This is a genomic window from Salegentibacter lacus (assembly GCF_020164555.1).
In the GTDB taxonomy this organism is placed as follows: Bacteria; Bacteroidota; Bacteroidia; order Flavobacteriales; family Flavobacteriaceae; genus Salegentibacter; species Salegentibacter lacus.
On record NZ_JAIQZB010000005.1, the window covers coordinates 91,161 to 110,217 of the forward strand.

At 37.4% G+C, this 19,057-nt stretch carries 12 protein-coding genes; 9 read left to right on the plus strand and 3 right to left on the minus strand.

Annotated elements, in window-relative coordinates; translation table 11 throughout:
- Positions 1 to 84: 84 nt before the first annotated feature.
- Positions 85 to 1,812: a mechanosensitive ion channel family protein gene (locus LB465_RS05210; RefSeq protein ID WP_224467810.1), complete on the plus strand. Its 1,728-nt coding sequence runs from the start codon at positions 85 to 87 to the stop codon at positions 1,810 to 1,812.
- 7 nt (positions 1,813 to 1,819) lie between these two features.
- Positions 1,820 to 2,875 carry a mechanosensitive ion channel family protein gene (locus tag LB465_RS05215; RefSeq protein WP_224467813.1) on the plus strand — a complete coding sequence of 352 codons (1,056 nt, stop codon included), beginning with the start codon at positions 1,820 to 1,822 and terminating at the stop codon, positions 2,873 to 2,875.
- Here the strand turns inward: LB465_RS05215 and LB465_RS05220 are convergent.
- On the minus strand, positions 2,872 to 4,671 hold the full coding sequence (locus tag LB465_RS05220; RefSeq protein WP_224467815.1) for a glycoside hydrolase family 15 protein: 1,800 nt from the start codon (positions 4,669 to 4,671) through the stop codon (positions 2,872 to 2,874). The two genes, LB465_RS05215 and LB465_RS05220, sit on opposite strands and share 4 nt — an antisense overlap.
- Before the next feature lie 96 nt (positions 4,672 to 4,767).
- Here LB465_RS05220 and LB465_RS05225 point away from each other — a divergent pair, with 96 nt between their 5' ends.
- The 4 genes from LB465_RS05225 to LB465_RS05240 all read left to right on the plus strand — a co-directional run bounded on the left by LB465_RS05225 (position 4,768) and on the right by LB465_RS05240 (position 9,789).
- Entirely contained in the window at positions 4,768 to 6,981 is a 2,214-nt protein-coding gene (locus LB465_RS05225; protein WP_224467817.1) for a bifunctional alpha,alpha-trehalose-phosphate synthase (UDP-forming)/trehalose-phosphatase, read from the plus strand.
- A gap of 139 nt (positions 6,982 to 7,120) precedes the next feature.
- Positions 7,121 to 7,402 carry a YtxH domain-containing protein gene (locus tag LB465_RS05230; RefSeq protein ID WP_224467820.1) on the plus strand — a complete coding sequence of 94 codons (282 nt, stop codon included), beginning with the start codon at positions 7,121 to 7,123 and terminating at the stop codon, positions 7,400 to 7,402.
- A gap of 137 nt (positions 7,403 to 7,539) precedes the next feature.
- Positions 7,540 to 8,889 (plus strand): M28 family metallopeptidase, encoded by a 1,350-nt coding sequence (locus LB465_RS05235; RefSeq protein ID WP_224467822.1) that lies wholly within the window; start codon positions 7,540 to 7,542, stop codon positions 8,887 to 8,889.
- 36 nt (positions 8,890 to 8,925) lie between these two features.
- Positions 8,926 to 9,789, plus strand: coding sequence for a dienelactone hydrolase family protein (locus tag LB465_RS05240; protein WP_224467824.1), 864 nt, complete (start codon positions 8,926 to 8,928; stop codon positions 9,787 to 9,789).
- Here the strand turns inward: LB465_RS05240 and LB465_RS05245 are convergent.
- Positions 9,786 to 11,912, minus strand: a complete 2,127-nt coding sequence (locus tag LB465_RS05245) for a Tex family protein (protein WP_224467827.1) — start codon at positions 11,910 to 11,912, stop codon at positions 9,786 to 9,788. The two genes, LB465_RS05240 and LB465_RS05245, sit on opposite strands and share 4 nt — an antisense overlap.
- Positions 11,913 to 12,012: 100 nt before the next feature.
- Positions 12,013 to 12,978, minus strand: a complete 966-nt coding sequence (locus LB465_RS05250; protein WP_224467829.1) for an App1 family protein — start codon at positions 12,976 to 12,978, stop codon at positions 12,013 to 12,015.
- Positions 12,979 to 13,046: 68 nt separating this feature from the next.
- Between LB465_RS05250 and LB465_RS05255 the strand changes: the two genes are divergently transcribed.
- The 3 genes from LB465_RS05255 to LB465_RS05265 all read left to right on the plus strand — a co-directional run bounded on the left by LB465_RS05255 (position 13,047) and on the right by LB465_RS05265 (position 18,919).
- On the plus strand, positions 13,047 to 13,922 hold the full coding sequence (locus LB465_RS05255; protein ID WP_224467831.1) for a diacylglycerol/lipid kinase family protein: 876 nt from the start codon (positions 13,047 to 13,049) through the stop codon (positions 13,920 to 13,922).
- A gap of 288 nt (positions 13,923 to 14,210) precedes the next feature.
- Positions 14,211 to 17,303, plus strand: coding sequence for a SusC/RagA family TonB-linked outer membrane protein (locus LB465_RS05260; protein ID WP_224467833.1), 3,093 nt, complete (start codon positions 14,211 to 14,213; stop codon positions 17,301 to 17,303).
- A gap of 14 nt (positions 17,304 to 17,317) precedes the next feature.
- Complete coding sequence (locus LB465_RS05265) at positions 17,318 to 18,919, plus strand: RagB/SusD family nutrient uptake outer membrane protein (protein WP_224467835.1); 1,602 nt, start codon at positions 17,318 to 17,320, stop codon at positions 18,917 to 18,919.
- The last annotated feature ends 138 nt before the right edge of the window (positions 18,920 to 19,057 follow it).

Here is a 19,057-nt window from a genome sequence, read left to right on the forward strand (position 1 = left end):
AATCAAAAATTTTAGAAAAGACTTCAATAATTAGGTATGAACAACCAAATGAGATTGCTATTGTTTAGCTCTTTAAGTGTCTTTATGATACAAGTTTCAGTTTTTGCATATCAGCAAGATTCTACAAGCACTGAAGATGAGCTGCCTTCCGCAGAAAAAATAACTGATACTACTCAATCTAGCTATCTGCCTAATAGTTTGGAAGATTATAATAAAGCTTATTATTCATTAACCAGATTAAATAATCCATTAGGGTTCCCGCCAAATAAATTTAATTTACAAACTCCGCAAGCTACTTTGGAGCATTTTGTAATTAGTTGCAGAAATAAAAATTTTAAAGATGCTGCCTATGCTTTAAACCTCAACCTAATGCCCAACTCTATAACCGAGAAAGAGGCAATTGATATGGCTCAAAAACTTTATTTCGTGATGGATCAACGAGTAGCAATAGATTGGCACGGTTTACCGGACAGACCCGATGGGCAGGTAGATATTAGAACCACCACCAATCAGGCGGTAGCAGGAGAGCCTAGAAGAAGCGTGGTTTTTGGCGAAACACGTATAGATGACCGGGATATAATTTTTAGACTACAACGAGTAAAATATCGAGATTATGGAGCTTTTTGGTTAATCTCTGCAAACACCGTCGAAAATACCGAAGAGCTTTATCAAATTTACGGCCCAACATTTTTAGACCGGCATATGCCCACCTGGTCCCAAGCGAAAATTGGCACTGTACCACTGTGGAAACCAGTCTTAACTATTTTGCTATTAATCGTTTCCTACCTACTGGGAAGAGTGGTAATTCTGTTAATCAGGAAAATTGCTAAATCATTTGACAAGCCAATTATTTTAGCGCTATCTAAGAGATTGGGCGTTCCTGCAGCTATGGCTACTGGAGTTTTATTTTTCTATATCTCGCTTAACAATCTCATTTCTTATTCAGGTGCTTTTTCAAGTACAGTTTATGCGCTCTTACTGGCAATTGTTATTGCTTCAGGAACTTGGTTTTTTATGCGCATTCTGGATTTTTCTATGCGCTATGTTGCAGAGAATAAGATTGGTGATGTTACTTCAGAAAACAGCCAAGAATCCCGGCAGCTTTTCACATATTTATCGGTTGCAAGAAGAATCTTAACATTTACCGTTGTGATTGTAGGTACATCAATTATCTTTTCTCAATTCAGATCTTTAGAAAAATTAGGGGTTTCCATGTTGGCTTCCGCAGGTCTGGCTACCATAATTTTAGGTATAGCTGCCCAAAGCACTTTGGGTAACATCATTGCAGGAGTCCAGATTGCACTAACAAAACCTGCGAGAATTGGCGATACGGTTATTATTGATGATCGTTGGGGTTATGTTGAAGATATTCGCTTTACTTATATGATTGTAAGAACCTGGGATCTTAGAAGGCTAATTGTCCCTTTAAAAACTGTGATTTCTGAAACTTTTGAGAATCTTTCTATCACGAGTCCTCATTCTATAAATGAAATTGAACTTTATGTAGATTATAGAGTAGATGTAGATAAACTGAGGGGGAAATTTAAAGAATTGCTTGAAAATTCTGAAGAATGGGATGAGGAACATCCACCAATGCTGCAGGTTACAGAAATGACCGAAAAATCCTTGAAATTAAGGGCTATTTGTAGTGCCCGTACCGGCGTTATTGCTTGGGAGCTTCATTGTAAATTAAGGGAGCAAATGGTCGCCTACATTAAGGAGCTTGAAGAAGGTATCTACCTCACTCGATCAAGAGTAGAACTGAAAGAACCTCACTTTAAGGCCGAAAATTCGCAAAAGCCAGATAAATAAATTGTTTATGACCTCAGACCCTTTAATGTTAAGATATATTCTCGTTGGTATAATTATCCTTCTAGTATGTTTCTTCATCGCTTTTTATATACTTAAGAAAATAGGAAAAGATCCAAAAAACATCTTACCGGTAAATTTTGCACAAAGAGTTTGGATTCCATTATTAATTTTTCTTGCTGCTTTAATTCTGAAAGTTGCATTGCTAAGCAAAATCTTTCAGTTTGAATACACTTACGAAATTCTTCAACCAATTAGTACCCTAGGAATAATTCTTAGTGTCACCTGGCTAATTATTCTCACACTAAAAATCCTTAAAAACCGAATGTTGAAGCGGTATGACGTAAATACTTCTGATAATTTAAAGGCTAGAAAAATTTACACTCAGTTCAATATTCTGGAAAATATTATCATTTTCATCATTGTGATTTTGGCTATAGGAATTGCATTAATGAGTTTTGAAAGCATACGTGCTGTTGGAGTTAGTGTTTTAACTTCTGCTGGAATTGCGGGGATTATTATAGGGTTTTCAGCACAAAAAGCTATTGGAACTTTATTGGCGGGAATTCAAATTGCTTTTACACAACCCATAAGATTACAGGATGCAGTGATCGTGGAAGGCGAATGGGGTTGGATTGAGGAAATTACGCTCACTTATGTAGTGATAAAAATATGGGACAAAAGAAGGCTGGTAGTGCCTTCTACCTATTTTATAGAAACCCCTTTTCAAAACTGGACTAAAAACTCTTCCGACCTTTTGGGCACCGTATTTCTCTATACCGATTATACTGTACCGGTAGATAAAATTAGGGAAGAACTGGATAGGTTGCTTGAAATCACGCCTCTTTGGGATAAACAGGCCAAAGTAGTCCAGGTGACAGATGCTACCGACCGGTCTATGGAAATAAGGATTTTGGTAAGTGCTAAAGATTCCCCTACAGCATTTGATTTACGCGTATTTATTAGGGAGAAACTCATAGACTTTCTCAAAGAGAATTATCCGGAGAGTCTCCCTAAAAGTCGCGTAGTAATCAATAAGGAAGATGATAAGCAACCTAAAGTTTAAAACTCGCTAAGCCAGGTCTCTTCAGAGGTTGTTCCTAAACTAAAATTAGCTGCGGTTTCTATTAACGCTAAATGAGAATAAGCCTGCGGGAAATTACCCAGCAATCTTTTGGTTTCAAAATCTATATCCTCGCTAAACAAGCCTAAGTGATTGCTGTAAGAAAGCAGCTGGTCGAACATTTGTTTTGCCTTCTTCTTCTCCCCTATTTTGAAAAGACTATCGATTAACCAAAACGTACAAATAGTAAAAGAAGAAGTTGGTTCACCAAAATCATCCTTATTCTTATAACGATACATTAATCCGTCTTTGCACAATTCTCTTTCAGTTGCCTGAACGGTGCTCACAAACCTCGGATCTTTAGCCTCAATAAATCCATATTGCTCCATTAATAAAGTTGAAGCGTCTAAATCTTTAGAACCGTAATACTGGGTATAAGCCTGAACTTCTTCGTTCCAGCCATTTTTATAGATATCGTTATAAATTTCGGCACGTAAAGATTTCCAGTGCGTATCATTAATACCCATTCTCAAAACTTCACCAATCTTTATTGCACGGTCTATGGCTACCCAACATAAGAGCTTTGAAAATACAAAATGTCGATCTTCAGTACGCAATTCCCAAATTCCCTTATCTGGTTTTTGCCAGTTTTCTTCTACGATTTTTACAATTCCGCGCACTACTGTCCAAAGTTCTTCAGAATTTTCCAAAGAAGTTTCAAACTGATTGAATTGCTGATAGATCACCTCCATCAAAATTCCATAGATATCGTTTTGCTTTTGGATATACGCGGCATTTCCGGTTCTCACGGGATGGGAACCTTTATACCCTGATAAATGGTCTAAAATATGCTCGGTGAGTTCTTTTTCACCATTAATACCGTACATAATCTGGATTTTCTCATCTTTATCAGGGATTATATCAATAATAAATTGAAGAAAATCTTTAGCAGATTTTATATGGCCAAGCCCTGCCATTACTTTAATTACCATAGAAGCATCGCGAATCCAGCAAAAACGATAATCCCAGTTACGTTCTTCTCCAATAGTTTCAGGCAAAGAGGTGGTTGCCGCTGCTAAAACTGCGCCCGATTTCTTGTAACTAAGACATTTTAAAACCAGGGCGCTACGCATTATTTCCTTTTCATAATGGGTATAACGGGTAGTTTTCGCGCTCCAATTCATCCAATACGTCTTGGTACGTTGAAATTTTAAATAAGAACGATCTAAAGATTGAGTAATGAGCTTTTCGTGATAACCGAGCAGAAAATATGCGTTTCCGGTTAATTCAATTTCATTTTGCTCTAAAACGTCATTTAGGTCTAAACTGGAGTAGAGAAAAAGCGAATCGTATTTACCTTCGTTTGTAAAACTCTTTATGTAATTCCCTTTATGTTCACTATATGTTTTTTCCCTTGCAAAATCTAAACGAGGATCGTATTTCACCTTAAATTTAGGCTTCCCACTAATTAATCTTATAAATCTAATTACATCTGGCGGAGCGTAGTACGTACTATCTTCCCGTTCGTACCGTGGCATAAAATCTATAACCTGGAATGAATTTTCACCATCATCAAACAGGGTATTTAAAATATTGGTTTCCCAAAGATATTCCTGGGTAATTTTATAGGAATCGTCTAAAATAAATTCAAAACTTCCTCCGCGTTTTTCATCCAGAAGTTTTGCAAAAACAGCTGCCGAATTAAAATTTGGCAAGCAACACCATTCCAGCGAACCTGTTTTTGAAATTAACGCAGCACTCTTGCAATTCCCTATAATTCCGTAATCTAAATTATCCATATACTCTTAAAATTCTTTAAAAAGGCTTGTCGTGTAAAATGATTTTCGGAAATTTAATAAAAATCAATTTCGCAACAACAGCATTCACATATAATTATGAGTAAGACAATAATAATTTCCAACCGTTTACCATTACAAATTAGCTTAGAAAACAATAATCTGGAAGTCACACCAAGTGTAGGCGGGCTCGCAACTGGCTTAAAATCATTCCATAAGGATGGTGATAGTATCTGGATTGGTTGGAGCGGACTTACCGAAGAGGAAATTCCTGAAAATCTTTTGGAAGATGTTAAAGAAAAGGCCCGAAAAGAAGATTGTGTTGCTGTAAATCTTAGCGAAGAAGAAATTGAAGGATTTTATTATGGATTCAGTAATCGTACTATCTGGCCGCTTTTCCATTATTTTATGGAATATACCGAAGCCGATAAAGATCACTGGGAAACCTATAAAAGTGTAAATAAAAAATATGCCGATGAAGTCCTGAAACATTATGAAGATGGAGATCATATTTGGGTGCACGATTATCAGCTGCTTTTAGTTCCAAATATGATTAGGGAACAACAACCAGAAGCAATTATTGGTTTCTTTAATCACATACCTTTTCCATCTTACGAAGTTTTTAGAACCCTACCCTGGCGTGATGAAGTTTTAAAAGGAGTGCTTGGAGCCGATCTAATTGGTTTCCACACATACGATTATGAAAGACACTTTTTAAGTTCTGTGAGTCGTATTTTACGTCACCAGGTGAATTTTAATGAAATCACCCTTCCGGAGCGAATTGTAAAAGTAGATTCTTTCCCAATGGGAATAGATTACACTAAGTTTGAAGATGCCGCTCAAAATCATTTTAAAAATACCGAAGAACAGCGTACCGAATTACAGCGCAGGCTTGATCACCATTCGAATGAAACGCCTGAAGCGAAACTTATATTAAGCATAGACCGTTTAGATTATACTAAAGGAATCGCCAACCGAATTCGTGCTTTTGAATATTTTCTTGATAACCATCCAGAATTTATTGAAAAAGTAAGATTGGTGATGCTTGCCGTACCATCAAGATCTAACGTTCCGCAGTATCAACGATTAAAAAGGGAAATAGATGAATTGGTAGGAAGAATAAACGGTAAGTTCTCTACCGTAAGCTGGACGCCTATCTGGTATTTTTACCGCTCTATGCCTTTTGAAAACCTAATTGACCTTTATACAAGTTGCGATATCGCCTTGCTAACACCAATTAGGGACGGGATGAACCTGGTTGCCAAAGAATTCGTAGCAACCAGAATAAATCAAACCGGAGTACTTATTTTAAGTGAAATGGCCGGAGCAGCACACGAAATGAATGAAGCTTTAATTATCAACCCGAATAATTTCGAGCAAATCTCAGAAGCATTGATCCAGGCCATAGAAATGCCAGAAGAAGAGCAACAACAACGAAACAAAACACTTCAAAAAAGATTAAAGCGCTACAGTGTCGAAAAATGGGCTAACGATTTTATGCAAGCATTAAAAGATACCAGCCAGGGTCGTGATGCTTTTAAAGCGACCAGGGTTTCTTCCAAGGTTTCAGATGATATTCTGGACAAATTTAAAAATGCGAAGAACAGGATTCTGTTCCTGGACTACGACGGCACGCTTGTAAACTTTACAGATAAACCCGAAAAAGCAAAACCAGACCAGGAATTAATAGATCTGGTTCATAAATTAAATCAGTCTGAGAATACAGATGTAGTGTTGATTAGCGGCAGGGATAAAGACACGCTCGGTACCTGGTGGAAGCAAATTCCTGTGGAACTTATTTCTGAACACGGGGTTTGGATGCGCCAGAAAAATAGTGAATGGGAACTTTCAGAAAATGTAAATAACGACTGGATGAGCGCGGTGCGCCCTGTAATTGAAACCTTCGTAGATAGAACTCCCGGTACGTTTATAGAAGACAAGAACTATTCCCTGGCCTGGCATTATAGAAAGGCCGATCCGGAACTTGGAGAAATAAGAGCTAACGAGCTTTCTAATGTTTTAAAAGAATTGATCTCTAACCGCGGACTTAGCGTTTTAGAAGGAAATAAAGTATTGGAAATAAAAAGTAGCGGCGTAAATAAAGGAAAGGCATCTAATAAGAAACTGGTAGGTAAAAATTACGATTTTATTTTCGCTATTGGGGACGATTGGACCGATGAATATATGTTTGAAGAGCTTCCGGAAGATTCCTTCACGATTAAAGTTGGAATGAAAAAAACCAGTGCACGTTACTACGTAGAAGACACTTCTAAAGTAAGAGATATACTCAAAAAGTTCGCTGATTATTCATAAGGCGTGAAAGTGTTAAAATTCTTGACATTTTCTAACAAAGTTTATGCATAACTTAACTTGCAAAATATGGTATCTGACTGATTATGATCTAATTTTACATCGAACAATATTACGAACCAAAACTCAAAAACTTAGATCGATGAAATCAGGAAAAATGTTATTAGGATTAATATCAGGAGCAGCTGCAGGAGCGGCATTAGGATTATTATTTGCTCCTAAAAAAGGTGCAGATACTAGAAAGGCGATCTCAGATTCAAGCAACGAAGCTATACAAGGAACAAAAGGAAAATTCAACGAATTTTCTGACTCTTTAAGCCATAAAGTTGATGCATTAAAGAATAAAACTAAAGCTAGCCTTTCAAAAGCTGAACAAAAAGCAAATGAAGCAAAAGCTGAAATTCATGATATGAAAGCAAGCTAAATTCTAATTTATTAGAATGTGATTTAGAGTCCCGGCCAAATAGCCGGGATTTTTTGTTTTACAATTTACCAATACCTTATTAAATTGTGATATCACGTAAAGTTTGGGTATTTTAGAAGCTTAAACCATACATTTATATGATTAAGAATATACACACTCTTGCCCTACTCCTTTTTTCAGGATTAATTTTTCAACAAACAAATGCCCAAACAGACCAGCGTATCTACGAAATTATTGATAGCGTTTCAGCAGATAGGATCGAGAGCGATATTAGAAAGCTTGCCGGTTTTGGTACCAGGAACACTTTTAGCGACACAGTATCTGATACTCGCGGAATTGGCGCAGCCAGAAGGTGGATAAAATCTGAATTCGACAATATATCTGACAACTGCGATAATTGTCTTGATGTTTTTTATCAGAAAGATTTTGTAACCACAGAAGATGGCGAACGCATTCCACACGATGCCTGGGTGGTGAATGTTGTTGCCGTTCAAAAAGGCACCAAATATCCAAATCGTTACATTATTATGAGCGGCGATATAGATTCCCGCGCCAGTAATACTATGGATTTTGAAACCGATGCTCCCGGAGCTAACGATAATGCCAGCGGAATGGCCGGTGCCATAGAAGCCGCAAGGGTTCTATCGAACTACCAATTTGAAAGCAGTGTTGTGTACGTTGGACTTTCCGGTGAGGAACAGGGATTGTTTGGTGGTAAAGGACTTGCAGAATATGCTAAAGAAAATAACTGGGAGATCATTGGGGTTTTAAACAACGATATGATTGGGAATATTGAGGGTGTTGATGGAGTGATAGACAACCGCACCTTTAGAATATTTTCGGAACCCGTTCCTCCAAATGAAACTGAAAGAGAAAGAACTATGCGCCGGTTTTATGGCGGAGAAGTAGATGGGATTTCTCGTCAGCTGGCCCGTTATGTCCATAATACTACCGAAACCTATATGCCGGAAATGAACCCGATGATGATCTATCGTTTAGACCGTTTTGGTCGCGGTGGTCACCATCGGCCGTTTAATGATCTTGGTTTCGCAGGAATCAGGATTATGGAAGCACACGAAAATTATAACCGCCAGCATCAGGATATCAGGACCGAAAATGGTATTGAGTATGGTGATGTAGTAGAAGGTGTAAATTTCAATTATGCAAAAAAACTTACTGCTGTAAATGCAATAAATATGGCCAGCCTGGCCTGGGCGCCACCGGCACCTAAAAATGTTGAAATTGGAGGAATTGTAGAGCCTTCAGCTAAATTAAGATGGGATAAAGTGGAAGGCGATATTGCCGGTTATAAAATTTACTGGAGAGAAACTACTGAGGCACAATGGCAATACTCTCGCTTTGTAGGTGATGTTAATGACTTCACCCTTGACGGAATTGTTATAGATAACTTCTTTTTTGGTGTTGCAGCCGTTGGGAAAGATGGCCACGAAAGTGTAGTGGTTTTTCCTTCCGGAGTCTTCCGTTAGAAAATTGAAAGAATCTTCAATTAAATTTTTATAACTATGAAATATTTTAACCACGTACTAGCCATTTTTTTCTTTACGTTTTGCCTTATTTCCTGCGGAAATAAAAACGATAAAAAAGACCAAAATATAGAAGAGGGCAAAGTTAAGTCCGATACTACAATGACTCAAAAAACTGAAGCCGAAGAACTTTCTGATTCTCCAAGACATCACGAATGGGTTACTTTATCACACGGTGACAGGGATTTTCAGGCATTTGTAGCCTATCCTGAATCTAGTGAGGCTACAAAATCTATGATCGTAATTCACGAAAATCGTGGTTTAAATGACTGGGCGAGATTGTTTGCCGATAAATTAGCCGAAGCGGGTTATTTGGTGATCGCACCAGATTTGATTTCAAATACACAGGGAAAACGCCGCACTACCGATTTTGAAAATTCCGATGCTGCCAGGGACGCCATTTACGCCTTAGATCCCGGCCAGGTTACTGCCGATCTTGATGCGGCTTTTAATTACATTAAAGAAGATTCAGCTTCTTCGGGAGAGGTTGCCGTAGTTGGCTTCTGCTGGGGTGGTTCGCAAACTTTCAGGTATGCTACTAATAATGATGAAATCTCTTCTGCCCACGTCTTTTACGGAACAGGTCCTGAAGATGCTGAAGCCATCGCTAATATTTCTGCCCCTGTTTATGGTTATTATGGTGGGGATGACAATAGAGTGAATTCTACGATTGAAGCCAGCGCAAAAATGATGGAAGAAACCGGGAAAACTTACAAATATGAAATTTACGAAGGAGCCGGCCACGCTTTTATGCGCAGCGGTCACCAACCCGATGCAGAAGAAGCAAATAAAGAAGCTCACGATAAAGCCTGGGATCGTCTTAAAGACCTATTAAATGATTAATCTATTAAAGAAAGTTGGACCCGCTTTTTTTCTTCATCTACTGAAAGCACAGTTACTTCCAGTTCCTGATTTAATTTTACTACAGAATTTACATCACTAATAAATTCATTAGCAAGTTTAGAAATGTGGATAAGGCCGCTTTCTTTAATCCCTATATCTACAAAACAACCAAAATTGGTGATGTTATTTACAATTCCGGGAAGTTTCATACCTGGTTTTAGATCTCCGATGCTTTTTACTGAAGGATCAAAACTAAATGGTTTTTTCTTTGCCCGGGGATCTGCACCCGGTTTTTTCAATTCCTCTAAAATATCCTTTAAACTTGGTAGACCGAGGTTTCCTGAAATATAATCTTCAGGTTTTATTTTTTCAAGAACTTCCGTATTTCCAATTAGTTCCTCGGGTTTTAAAGTATTGTTTTTCGCCATTTTTTCTACCACAAAGTAACTTTCAGGATGAACCGCAGAATTATCTAAGGGATTTTTAGCATTTCTAATTCTTAGGAATCCGGCAGACTGTTCAAAGGCTTTTTCTCCCAGGCGAGGCACTTTTAGTAATTCTTTTCGGCTTGCAAATCTTTTATTTTCCTTTCTATAATCCAGAATATTTTGTGCCAGTCCAGGGCCAATTCCCGAAACATAAGACAGCAATTCCTTACTAGCAGTATTTAGGTTCACCCCGATTTTATTTACACAGCGCATCACCACCACATCCAACTTTTCCTTTAATTTAGTTTGATCTACTTCGTGTTGGTACTGCCCCACTCCTATTGATTTCGGATCTATTTTCACCAGTTCTGCCAGCGGATCGCTTAACCTTCTACCAATAGAAACCGCTCCGCGAACCGTTACATCATAATTAGGAAATTCGTCCCTGGCAATCTTAGAAGCTGAATACACCGAAGCTCCGGCTTCATTCACCGTAAAAACCGATACTTCTTTCGGTAAATACACATTTTTAATAAACTGCTCGGTTTCCCTGGCAGCGGTGCCATTCCCTATCGCAATTGCTTCAATTTTATAGGCATTTACAAGGCTTTTAATTTTAGCTGAAGCTGCATCTGTTTTCTTCTGCGGTGGGTGTGGGAAAATGGCTTCGTTGTGTAATAAATTTCCCTGCTCATCTAAACAAACCAGTTTACAACCCGATTTAAAGCCAGGATCCAATGCAAGAATACGTTTGCTTCCCAAAGGAGCTTCCATGAGCAATTGCTCCAGGTTTGAAGCAAATACCGCTATCGCATCCTCATCAGCTTTTTCCTTTGCTTCATTTGAGAATTCGGTTGCGAAAGATTTTTTCAGCAATCGCTTAAAAGCATCTTCGATCGCTTCTTTCAGATATTTCACACCGGAAAAACCCGGATTTTTAATTATTGTTTTCTCAATTAAGTTTAAAGCCTCAGATTTATCTACTTCAATTTTCAGCTTGATTATTCCTAGTTTTTCGGCACGGTGAATAGCTAAAAATCTATGCGAAGGAATTCTTTTAAGCGGTTCTTCCCATTTTTCAAACTGGGTAAATTTTGAAGCTTCCGGATGCTCTTCTTCTGTTTTTATCCATTTAGTGGTTAGTTGCGCTTTTCTCGCATATAATCTTCTAAGGGAATTTCTTACATAGGTATTTTCATTAATCCATTCCGCAATAATATGGCCCGCTCCGGTAAAAGCTTCTTCTTTGGTTTTTACCTTATGAGAAAGGAATTGTTTTACCGACTGATCAATATTCGGCGTATTTTGTGCCATTAAAATTTTAGCAAGCGGTTCTAAACCTACTTCCCGGGCAGTATCAGCTTTGGTCTTTCTTTTCTTTTTAAATGGTAAATAAAGATCCTCAACTTCAGTTAAAGTGGTGGCTTTCTTAATTTTTTCAGCTAAAATTTCCGTTAGCTCATTTTGCGTTTTTATTGCTTTAAGTACCGCCAGTTTTCGCTTTTCCAACTCATTAAAAGAATTAAGAAGCAGTGCAATTTTTTCTACTGCAACTTCATCTAAATTCCCCGTAGCTTCCTTTCGATATCTGGAAATAAATGGAATTGTAGCATCGGCTTCTAATAAAGCGATGGTATTTTGTATGCTTTTGGCGGGCAACTGCGCCCTGGATTGTATATAGTCCTGTACGTTCAAAGAATGGAATTTAAGATTAAATAAATTTTCGACTTAAAATTCGGCGATTATTAATATTGCCGGAAGGGTGAAATTTCAGCAAATATAAGGTTCAAAAATATTAAATAATCCCCTCTTCCCGGGAATGTTTTATGGCCTTATTACTATGCTGAAAGTAACAAATGCTAACCCCAAGACTTTCTATGTTTTTAAGAATTTTGGCAATTTCGGGTTTCTGCTTTTTTCCTGTTTGCCTTATATAAATCGCTTTTACACTCATTGGAAAGATTTTACAAATACGCTCATAAATATCGGCATCTTTTTGAGAATCGTCTCCTAAAAGGACATAAGGAATGTGGGGATAGAATGAAATAATATCCTTTATTTTTTCGAATTTATGATCGTGGCTTCCGCGGCCGGTAGAAAGAAAGTCTGAAATTCCCGTTTTAATTTTTTTAAGTTTAATTACCGCTTTTGGTAATTCGTGCATCTTGGCAAATTCGTTTATAAATTCATATAAATTCCACTCACTGCTGGAAACATAGAAGAAGGAATTTGAAGCTTTATCTGAATCCTGCCCTGCCCGGCTTAACTCTTTATAATGATCTACCACATCATCAAAGATCTTACGTTTGTTGATGTTTTTTGAAAGCATTACATATAGCTTTTTAAAAAAGCTATTACTATGAGAAATAAGAAAAGTATCGTCTATATCTGAAATTATCCCGTATTTAGATGGATGCGGTTTTAATAATTCCCCCTTCTCTATCATCCCAAAATCTTTGATATTACAACTGACTTCATATTCGTGCCAGCCACTTTTTAATTCCTCGGAAAAAGGAATCGAAAACCTAAAATAACCATCATCCAAAGTTTTGGTTGTAACCTTGGTATTTTGAAACTTAAGGGTGATTTCCCGGTTTTTTAATGGGCTAATTCGAAACATATGAATAATAGCTACCGCATGTTTAATTCCCTTTCTATCCAGCCTATACTTATCTGGCGCCCAGGATTTAAATAAATGTCCATATACAACAAGCTCCTGATTATTTACATAACCACGATAAAGTTTTAGGTCTAACTTCAAAATTTTAGATTTTTATTGAATTTTTCTTATTCCAAAATAATTAAATTTAAGCAGATTTTAGAAGCTATATGAAAGAAATAAAAAAGGTGCTATTTATTGTTAATCCTATTTCAGGAAATATTAACAAAGAAAGTATAATTCAAAGAGTTGAACATGAGCTTTTAAAGATTAATGCCCTGCTAAAAACCTACCGAACAACGGGTGAAAATGACCAGGATAAAATTAAAAAACTCGTGAGTGAGAATAATTTTGACAGGATTTTTATTGCCGGCGGGGATGGCACCATTAAACAGGTAGCCGAAGCCATAAAAGACTTTTCAATTCCTATAGCAATCTTTCCTGCAGGTTCGGCCAACGGGCTTATTCTTAATTTAGGTATCCCAAATAATATAGATGAACAAATAAAGATAGCACTGGGCGATAAGCATAAGGAAATGGATATGCTGGAAATTAATGGAGAACTCTGCTTACACATTAGTGATCTTGGTTTAAATGCAGAATTAATTAAAAACTACGAACATTCAAAAATTAGGGGAAAAATGGGTTATTTACTTCAATCTATACCCACCCTTTGGGAGAGCAAATATCCTTTTGAATTTGAAATTCAACTGGAAAATAAAAGTTTTACAAAAAAAGGAATTCTCCTTGCATTTGCCAACGCTGAAAAATACGGTACAGGTGCCAATGTAAACCCAAAAGGTAAAGTAGATGATGGTGTTTTTGAGATCCTCTTATTCAAAAATTTTGATATCCTGGAAATTCTAAAAACATTGAGGAACGAGACCGAGGTAAACCCAGAGTTTGTAGAAATTATTCCGGTTAAAAATGCGCGGGTTTTTTGCAAAAAACCGGTCGCTTTTCAAATCGATGGAGAATATATTGGAGAAAAAGAAGAAATTTCTGTCAAAATTTCCCCCAAAAAACTACCAATAATGACGTATTAATAGGCAAATATTAAAATTTTATCAACAAAAATGGCAAAATACTAATATTATTAGACGTCAAAAATACATTTATTTTTTATCATATTGTTTATCAGTTATTTACATCGTATTAAGGATTTATTATTTTAAAAATAATCAATTATTAATTCTAAATTTTGCCTTAAATTACCTCATATTCGAAAATACGCAAACGTTTGAGTTTATAGCTATATTAATATTTAGCATAAATTTTCACTAATTTAGATATTCAACTTAATGGTTTAATTAATCAACTGTAAAATTAATTTTATGAAACAAAGATTACTCAAAATCGGTCTGTTTCTATTTACTATTTTCAGCTTCGGATTCACCCAGGCACAGGAAACAGTATCAGGAACAGTAAGCGATGGGGAAATGCCCTTACCGGGAGTGAACATTTTTGTTCAAGGTACCTCTAATGGTACGGTAACAGATTTTGACGGAAATTATTCGTTAGACAATGTTCCCTCTGATGGCGTATTGGTATTTAGCTTTGTAGGCTATTCCCAACAAGAAATTCCGGTAAACGGAAGAACGACAATTAATGCAACAATGGCAGAGGATGCCGCTGCGTTGAGTGAGGTTGTAGTTATTGGTTATGGAAATGTACAAAAACGGGATGCAACGGGTGCCGTAGCAACTGTTTCTGCGGAAGATTTTAACCGTGGAGTTGTTGCTTCTCCAGAAGAACTAATTCAGGGTAGAACTGCAGGTCTACAGGTGACTACAACTAGTGGTGAACCTGGGGCCGGAGTTAATATCAGAATAAGGGGTACAACTTCTGTACGAGGTGGAAATGATCCTTTGTTTGTAGTAGACGGAGTGCCGTTATCAGGTGATAACGTAGCCGCCGGTGGTTCTAACGCCGGTTTTGGAGATAGCTCTCCTAAAAACCCGCTTAACTTTCTTAACCCACAGGATATTGAGAGCATGAGTGTTTTAAAAGATGCTTCTGCCACTGCGATCTATGGTTCTCGTGGTGCTAATGGAGTGGTTATTATTACCACCAAATCTGGTAGAGGAATGCAAAGCCGTTTAGATTATAGTACAAACTTTGGAGTTGCTACACCAGCAAATAGATATGATTTGCTTGGTCGCGAAGAGTTTCTTGATGCCTACGCTGGTATTGGAGGAGATCGAGAAGCTGCTGATTTTGGTAGTGATACAGACTGGCAGGATGAAATTACAAGAACTGCTTTTACACAAGAGCATAACCTTTCTTATTCTGATTCTTATAACCAGGGAAATTATAGAGTTTCATTAGGATATTCTGACCTGATGGGGATTATAGAAAATTCTGAAATGGAAAGACTTTCCGGAAGGTTAAATATCAATCATCGTTTATTTGATGATAAATTAAAACTGGGATTACAAACTGCTATCTCAAGAGTTAACGACCAGAGAGCTCCAATTTCTAACAATGCGGGTTTCCAGGGTGATTTACTTGGTGCAGCTTATAGAGCCAATCCAACATTATCTTCAAATCCAGACCCTGATCCAGAAGATTTTACCGGTCAAATTGTTCCTACTTCTTTATTAAGATTTACTCAGGATCAAACTGAAACCGACAGGTTTATATTAAACCTATCTGCCGAGTATTCTGTATTGGAAAATTTATCAGCTAAGGTAAATGTAGGTTATGACAAAGCTGAATCTTATCGTGGTTTTGCAATTTCCGGAGATATCCAGGGTATTCAAAGCGCTGTTCCCGGAAACGGTAGATCTCAAATAAACGAGATTGAAAGCACCAATAAACTTCTGGAGTTTACTTTGAATTACGATAAAGAATTTGAAAACTCTAAGTTTGATGCTTTGGTTGGTTATTCTTATCAGGAATTTGACCAAAGAGGTACCAATGTAAGTGGTTGGGGGTTCCAGGATATGGGTATGGACGCCATAATTAATGACTTACAAAGCAGTAGAGAAGCGGTCGAAAATTCAATACAGGGCTCTTATCAGCAATATGGATTAGACAATACAGGTCTTTTCGTAAACAGATTATTCCCAGAAATCGCTACAGACAGACCTGCTGCTCCTTTAGGTGTAAATGTAAATGCTCTTGCGGGAGATACTTTTTACACTGTTGATGAACTCCAGTCTTTCTTTGGAAGATTAAATTATAGTGTTGCTGATAAATATTTATTCACAGCAACTTTAAGAGCAGATGGTTCTACCAGGTTTGGCGGAAACAATAAATATGGTTTCTTCCCATCTGGTGCTTTCGCATGGCAAATGGCCGAAGAAGACTTTATACCCGATACCTTCTCAACTTTAAAGCTTAGATTAGGTTACGGGGTAACCGGTAACCAGGAAATTCCATACAACCTTTATACTTCTCGTGAAAGATTTGGAGGTGTAGGAGTAGGTGACAACGGAATTGTAAATATTCCTGGAACTGGTCAGGTGACTTTTAGAAATGAAGATCTTCAGTGGGAGACTACTTCACAAACTAACATAGGTCTTGATTTTGGATTTATGGAAGACCGTTTAAGTGGATCTATAGACGTGTATTATAAAGAAACTACCGATCTTCTTTTCCAAACCTTCTCTGCACAACCTGCAGCACAAGATTTTGTTTGGGAAAATCTTGATGCCAAAGTAGTTAATAAAGGTGTTGAGTTTAGTCTTGATTACGACTTGTTTAGACAAGAAGAGTTTTACTGGAATGTAGGTTTTAATTTCTCGTATAACGATAACATGGTTGAAGATTTCACTGGTAGCGTTCAAACCGGAGGAATTAACGGCCAGGGCTTAACCAATGCCTATGCTCAGCTCCTAGCAGGAGGACATCCTTTATTCTCTTACTACTTACGTGAATTCGGTGGATTTGATGAAAATGGTCAAACCATTTATCCCAATGGTGATGTTCAAACCTTTACTGGAAAAAGTGCCTTACCTACAACCAACCTTGGTATTTCTACCAGAGTTGAATATAAGAACTGGGACCTTTCTACCTTCTTAACAGGTCAGTTTGGCTTCTATGTGTATAACAATACTGAAAACGCTTTCTTCACAGCTGGTGCTCTTAATTCAGGATCAAACGTGACCAGAAACGTTATTGGAAACGGAGAAGCAGCTAATAATGCTCCAGATGTTTCTACACGTTTTCTTGAAAAGGGAGATTTCCTAAGACTGCAAAATGCAACTTTAGGATATAATTTTGATATAAATGATGATAGTTTCCTTAATTCATTAAGATTGAGTTTAACTGGTCAAAATTTATTTCTTATCACAGATTATACTGGTTTAGATCCTGAAGTGAATACTGATAAGTCTTTAAATGGTATTCCTACCGCAGGTATTGAATACACAACTTATCCAAGAGCACGAACAGTGACCTTAGGTGTAAATGTATCATTCTAAATAAAAAAATTATTATGAAAATTAATTTAATAAAGCCCACGATTGTTCTTGGAGTACTGCTGGGAATCTCAGCTTGTACAGACCTGGAACTCGAGGAAACAGATTCTATCTTCCGTGAAGACACGGGAGAAGGATTTTCGGGGGTAGGCGATGTTGCTTCTGCCCTGGTGAATAACTATAACAATTTGCGAGGCCAACTGGATACCCAGGAAAACCTATATGCTTTACAAGAGGTTACTTCTGATGAAATGCTAGTACCTACTAGAGGAACTGACTGGGGTGATAACGGGCTTTGGAGAACTTTGCACCAGCATACCTGGGATGCAAACCACCAATTTGTACTTAATACCTGGAACAATAATAACAGGAACGTATTTAATTTATCTGAAATTATTGCTCCAGAAAGTAATGCTAACCCTCAGCAACTGGCAGAAGCAAAATTTCTGCGTGCATTTAGCATGTATTGGGTAATGGATTTATATGGCCAGGTTCCTTTTAGAGAAGTAGATGAAGGACCATCAGTAAATCCTCGTGTTATGACAAGACCTGAAGCTTTCGATTTTATTTTGCAGGATTTAACTGAAGCTATGCCAGATCTACCAAGTACAGGTCCAGGTGCTGATGCTAAATTTGCTTCTAAAGCTGCCGCTCATTATCTATTGGCCAAAATGTATATAAACAAACACGTTTATATGGGTACAGGTACCGCTGCTGCTGAAGATATGAATCAGGTAATAAATCACGTAGATGCAATTGCCGATGAAGGTTTTGGTTTACAAAGTGGTTTCTTTGAACTTTTCACACCCGCAGTAGATACTGAAACTGTATTTTTTACCGAAACTGGTGTGGGTTCTAAAATCTGGAACGGACTTCATTATAACCAAACTACTCCTGACAATACCGGAGGTGGATGGAATGGATTCGCTACCCTATCTGAATTTTATGATCTTTTTGAAGGAGATGCAGATAACAATCACCTTGGCGCAAATCAGGAAGAAAGAAGAGGTTACGTGCCTTTGGAAGGAACAACAACTTCTGCAACTGAAGGTTATTTTGCAGGCAGAAAAGATGACGATGATGACGGATTCGTAGATGGTTCTGATATTGGACTTGGATTCTTATTTGGCCAACAACATGAACTTGATGGTTCTGAAACTTTGGATCGCGGAGGAAATCCTTTATTCTATACTAAAGAAATGCCTGGTCTATTAGGTAATAATGAAAGAACCGGAGTAAGGGTTTTAAAATATCATCCTTCAAACGGCGCCTATACAGGTCACTTTATTTTATTTAGATATGCCGATGCTCACCTTATGAAAGCTGAGGCAATTATGCGAGGTGGAAATTCTGACGCGTCAGCATTAGAATTGGTTAATGAATTAAGAGAGCTAAGACAGGCTTCTACTTTAGGTTCATTAACCGAGCAGGATATGCTAGATGAAAGAGGTAGAGAATTGTATAATGAAATGTGGAGAAGACAGGATCTAATTCGATTCGGTCAATTTAACTCCGCCTGGGAATTTAAAGAGGCAAAAGGTGAGTTTGTTAACCTTTTCCCAATCCCATCTATTGCAATTACTTCTAACCCTAATTTAGAACAAAACGAAGGTTATTAATCACCTAAATTAGTTTTTAAAAAAGAGACTAAAAATGCAATGCATTTTAGTCTCTTTTTCTTTTTTATACTTCTAAACTCTTCTTAAAATTTGCTTAAATTGCTTTCAGAATAACCCAATATCAAAACCTCTTTTTTC

Coding starts and splice junctions, on each gene's coding strand:
- LB465_RS05210 (WP_224467810.1), top strand. CDS start 85: ATGATACAAGTTTCAGTTTTTGCATATCAGCAAGATTCTACAAGCACT.
- LB465_RS05215 (WP_224467813.1), top strand. CDS start 1,820: ATGACCTCAGACCCTTTAATGTTAAGATATATTCTCGTTGGTATAATT.
- LB465_RS05220 (WP_224467815.1), bottom strand. CDS start 4,671: ATGGATAATTTAGATTACGGAATTATAGGGAATTGCAAGAGTGCTGCG.
- LB465_RS05225 (WP_224467817.1), top strand. CDS start 4,768: ATGAGTAAGACAATAATAATTTCCAACCGTTTACCATTACAAATTAGC.
- LB465_RS05230 (WP_224467820.1), top strand. CDS start 7,121: ATGAAATCAGGAAAAATGTTATTAGGATTAATATCAGGAGCAGCTGCA.
- LB465_RS05235 (WP_224467822.1), top strand. CDS start 7,540: ATGATTAAGAATATACACACTCTTGCCCTACTCCTTTTTTCAGGATTA.
- LB465_RS05240 (WP_224467824.1), top strand. CDS start 8,926: ATGAAATATTTTAACCACGTACTAGCCATTTTTTTCTTTACGTTTTGC.
- LB465_RS05255 (WP_224467831.1), top strand. CDS start 13,047: ATGAAAGAAATAAAAAAGGTGCTATTTATTGTTAATCCTATTTCAGGA.
- LB465_RS05260 (WP_224467833.1), top strand. CDS start 14,211: ATGAAACAAAGATTACTCAAAATCGGTCTGTTTCTATTTACTATTTTC.
- LB465_RS05265 (WP_224467835.1), top strand. CDS start 17,318: ATGAAAATTAATTTAATAAAGCCCACGATTGTTCTTGGAGTACTGCTG.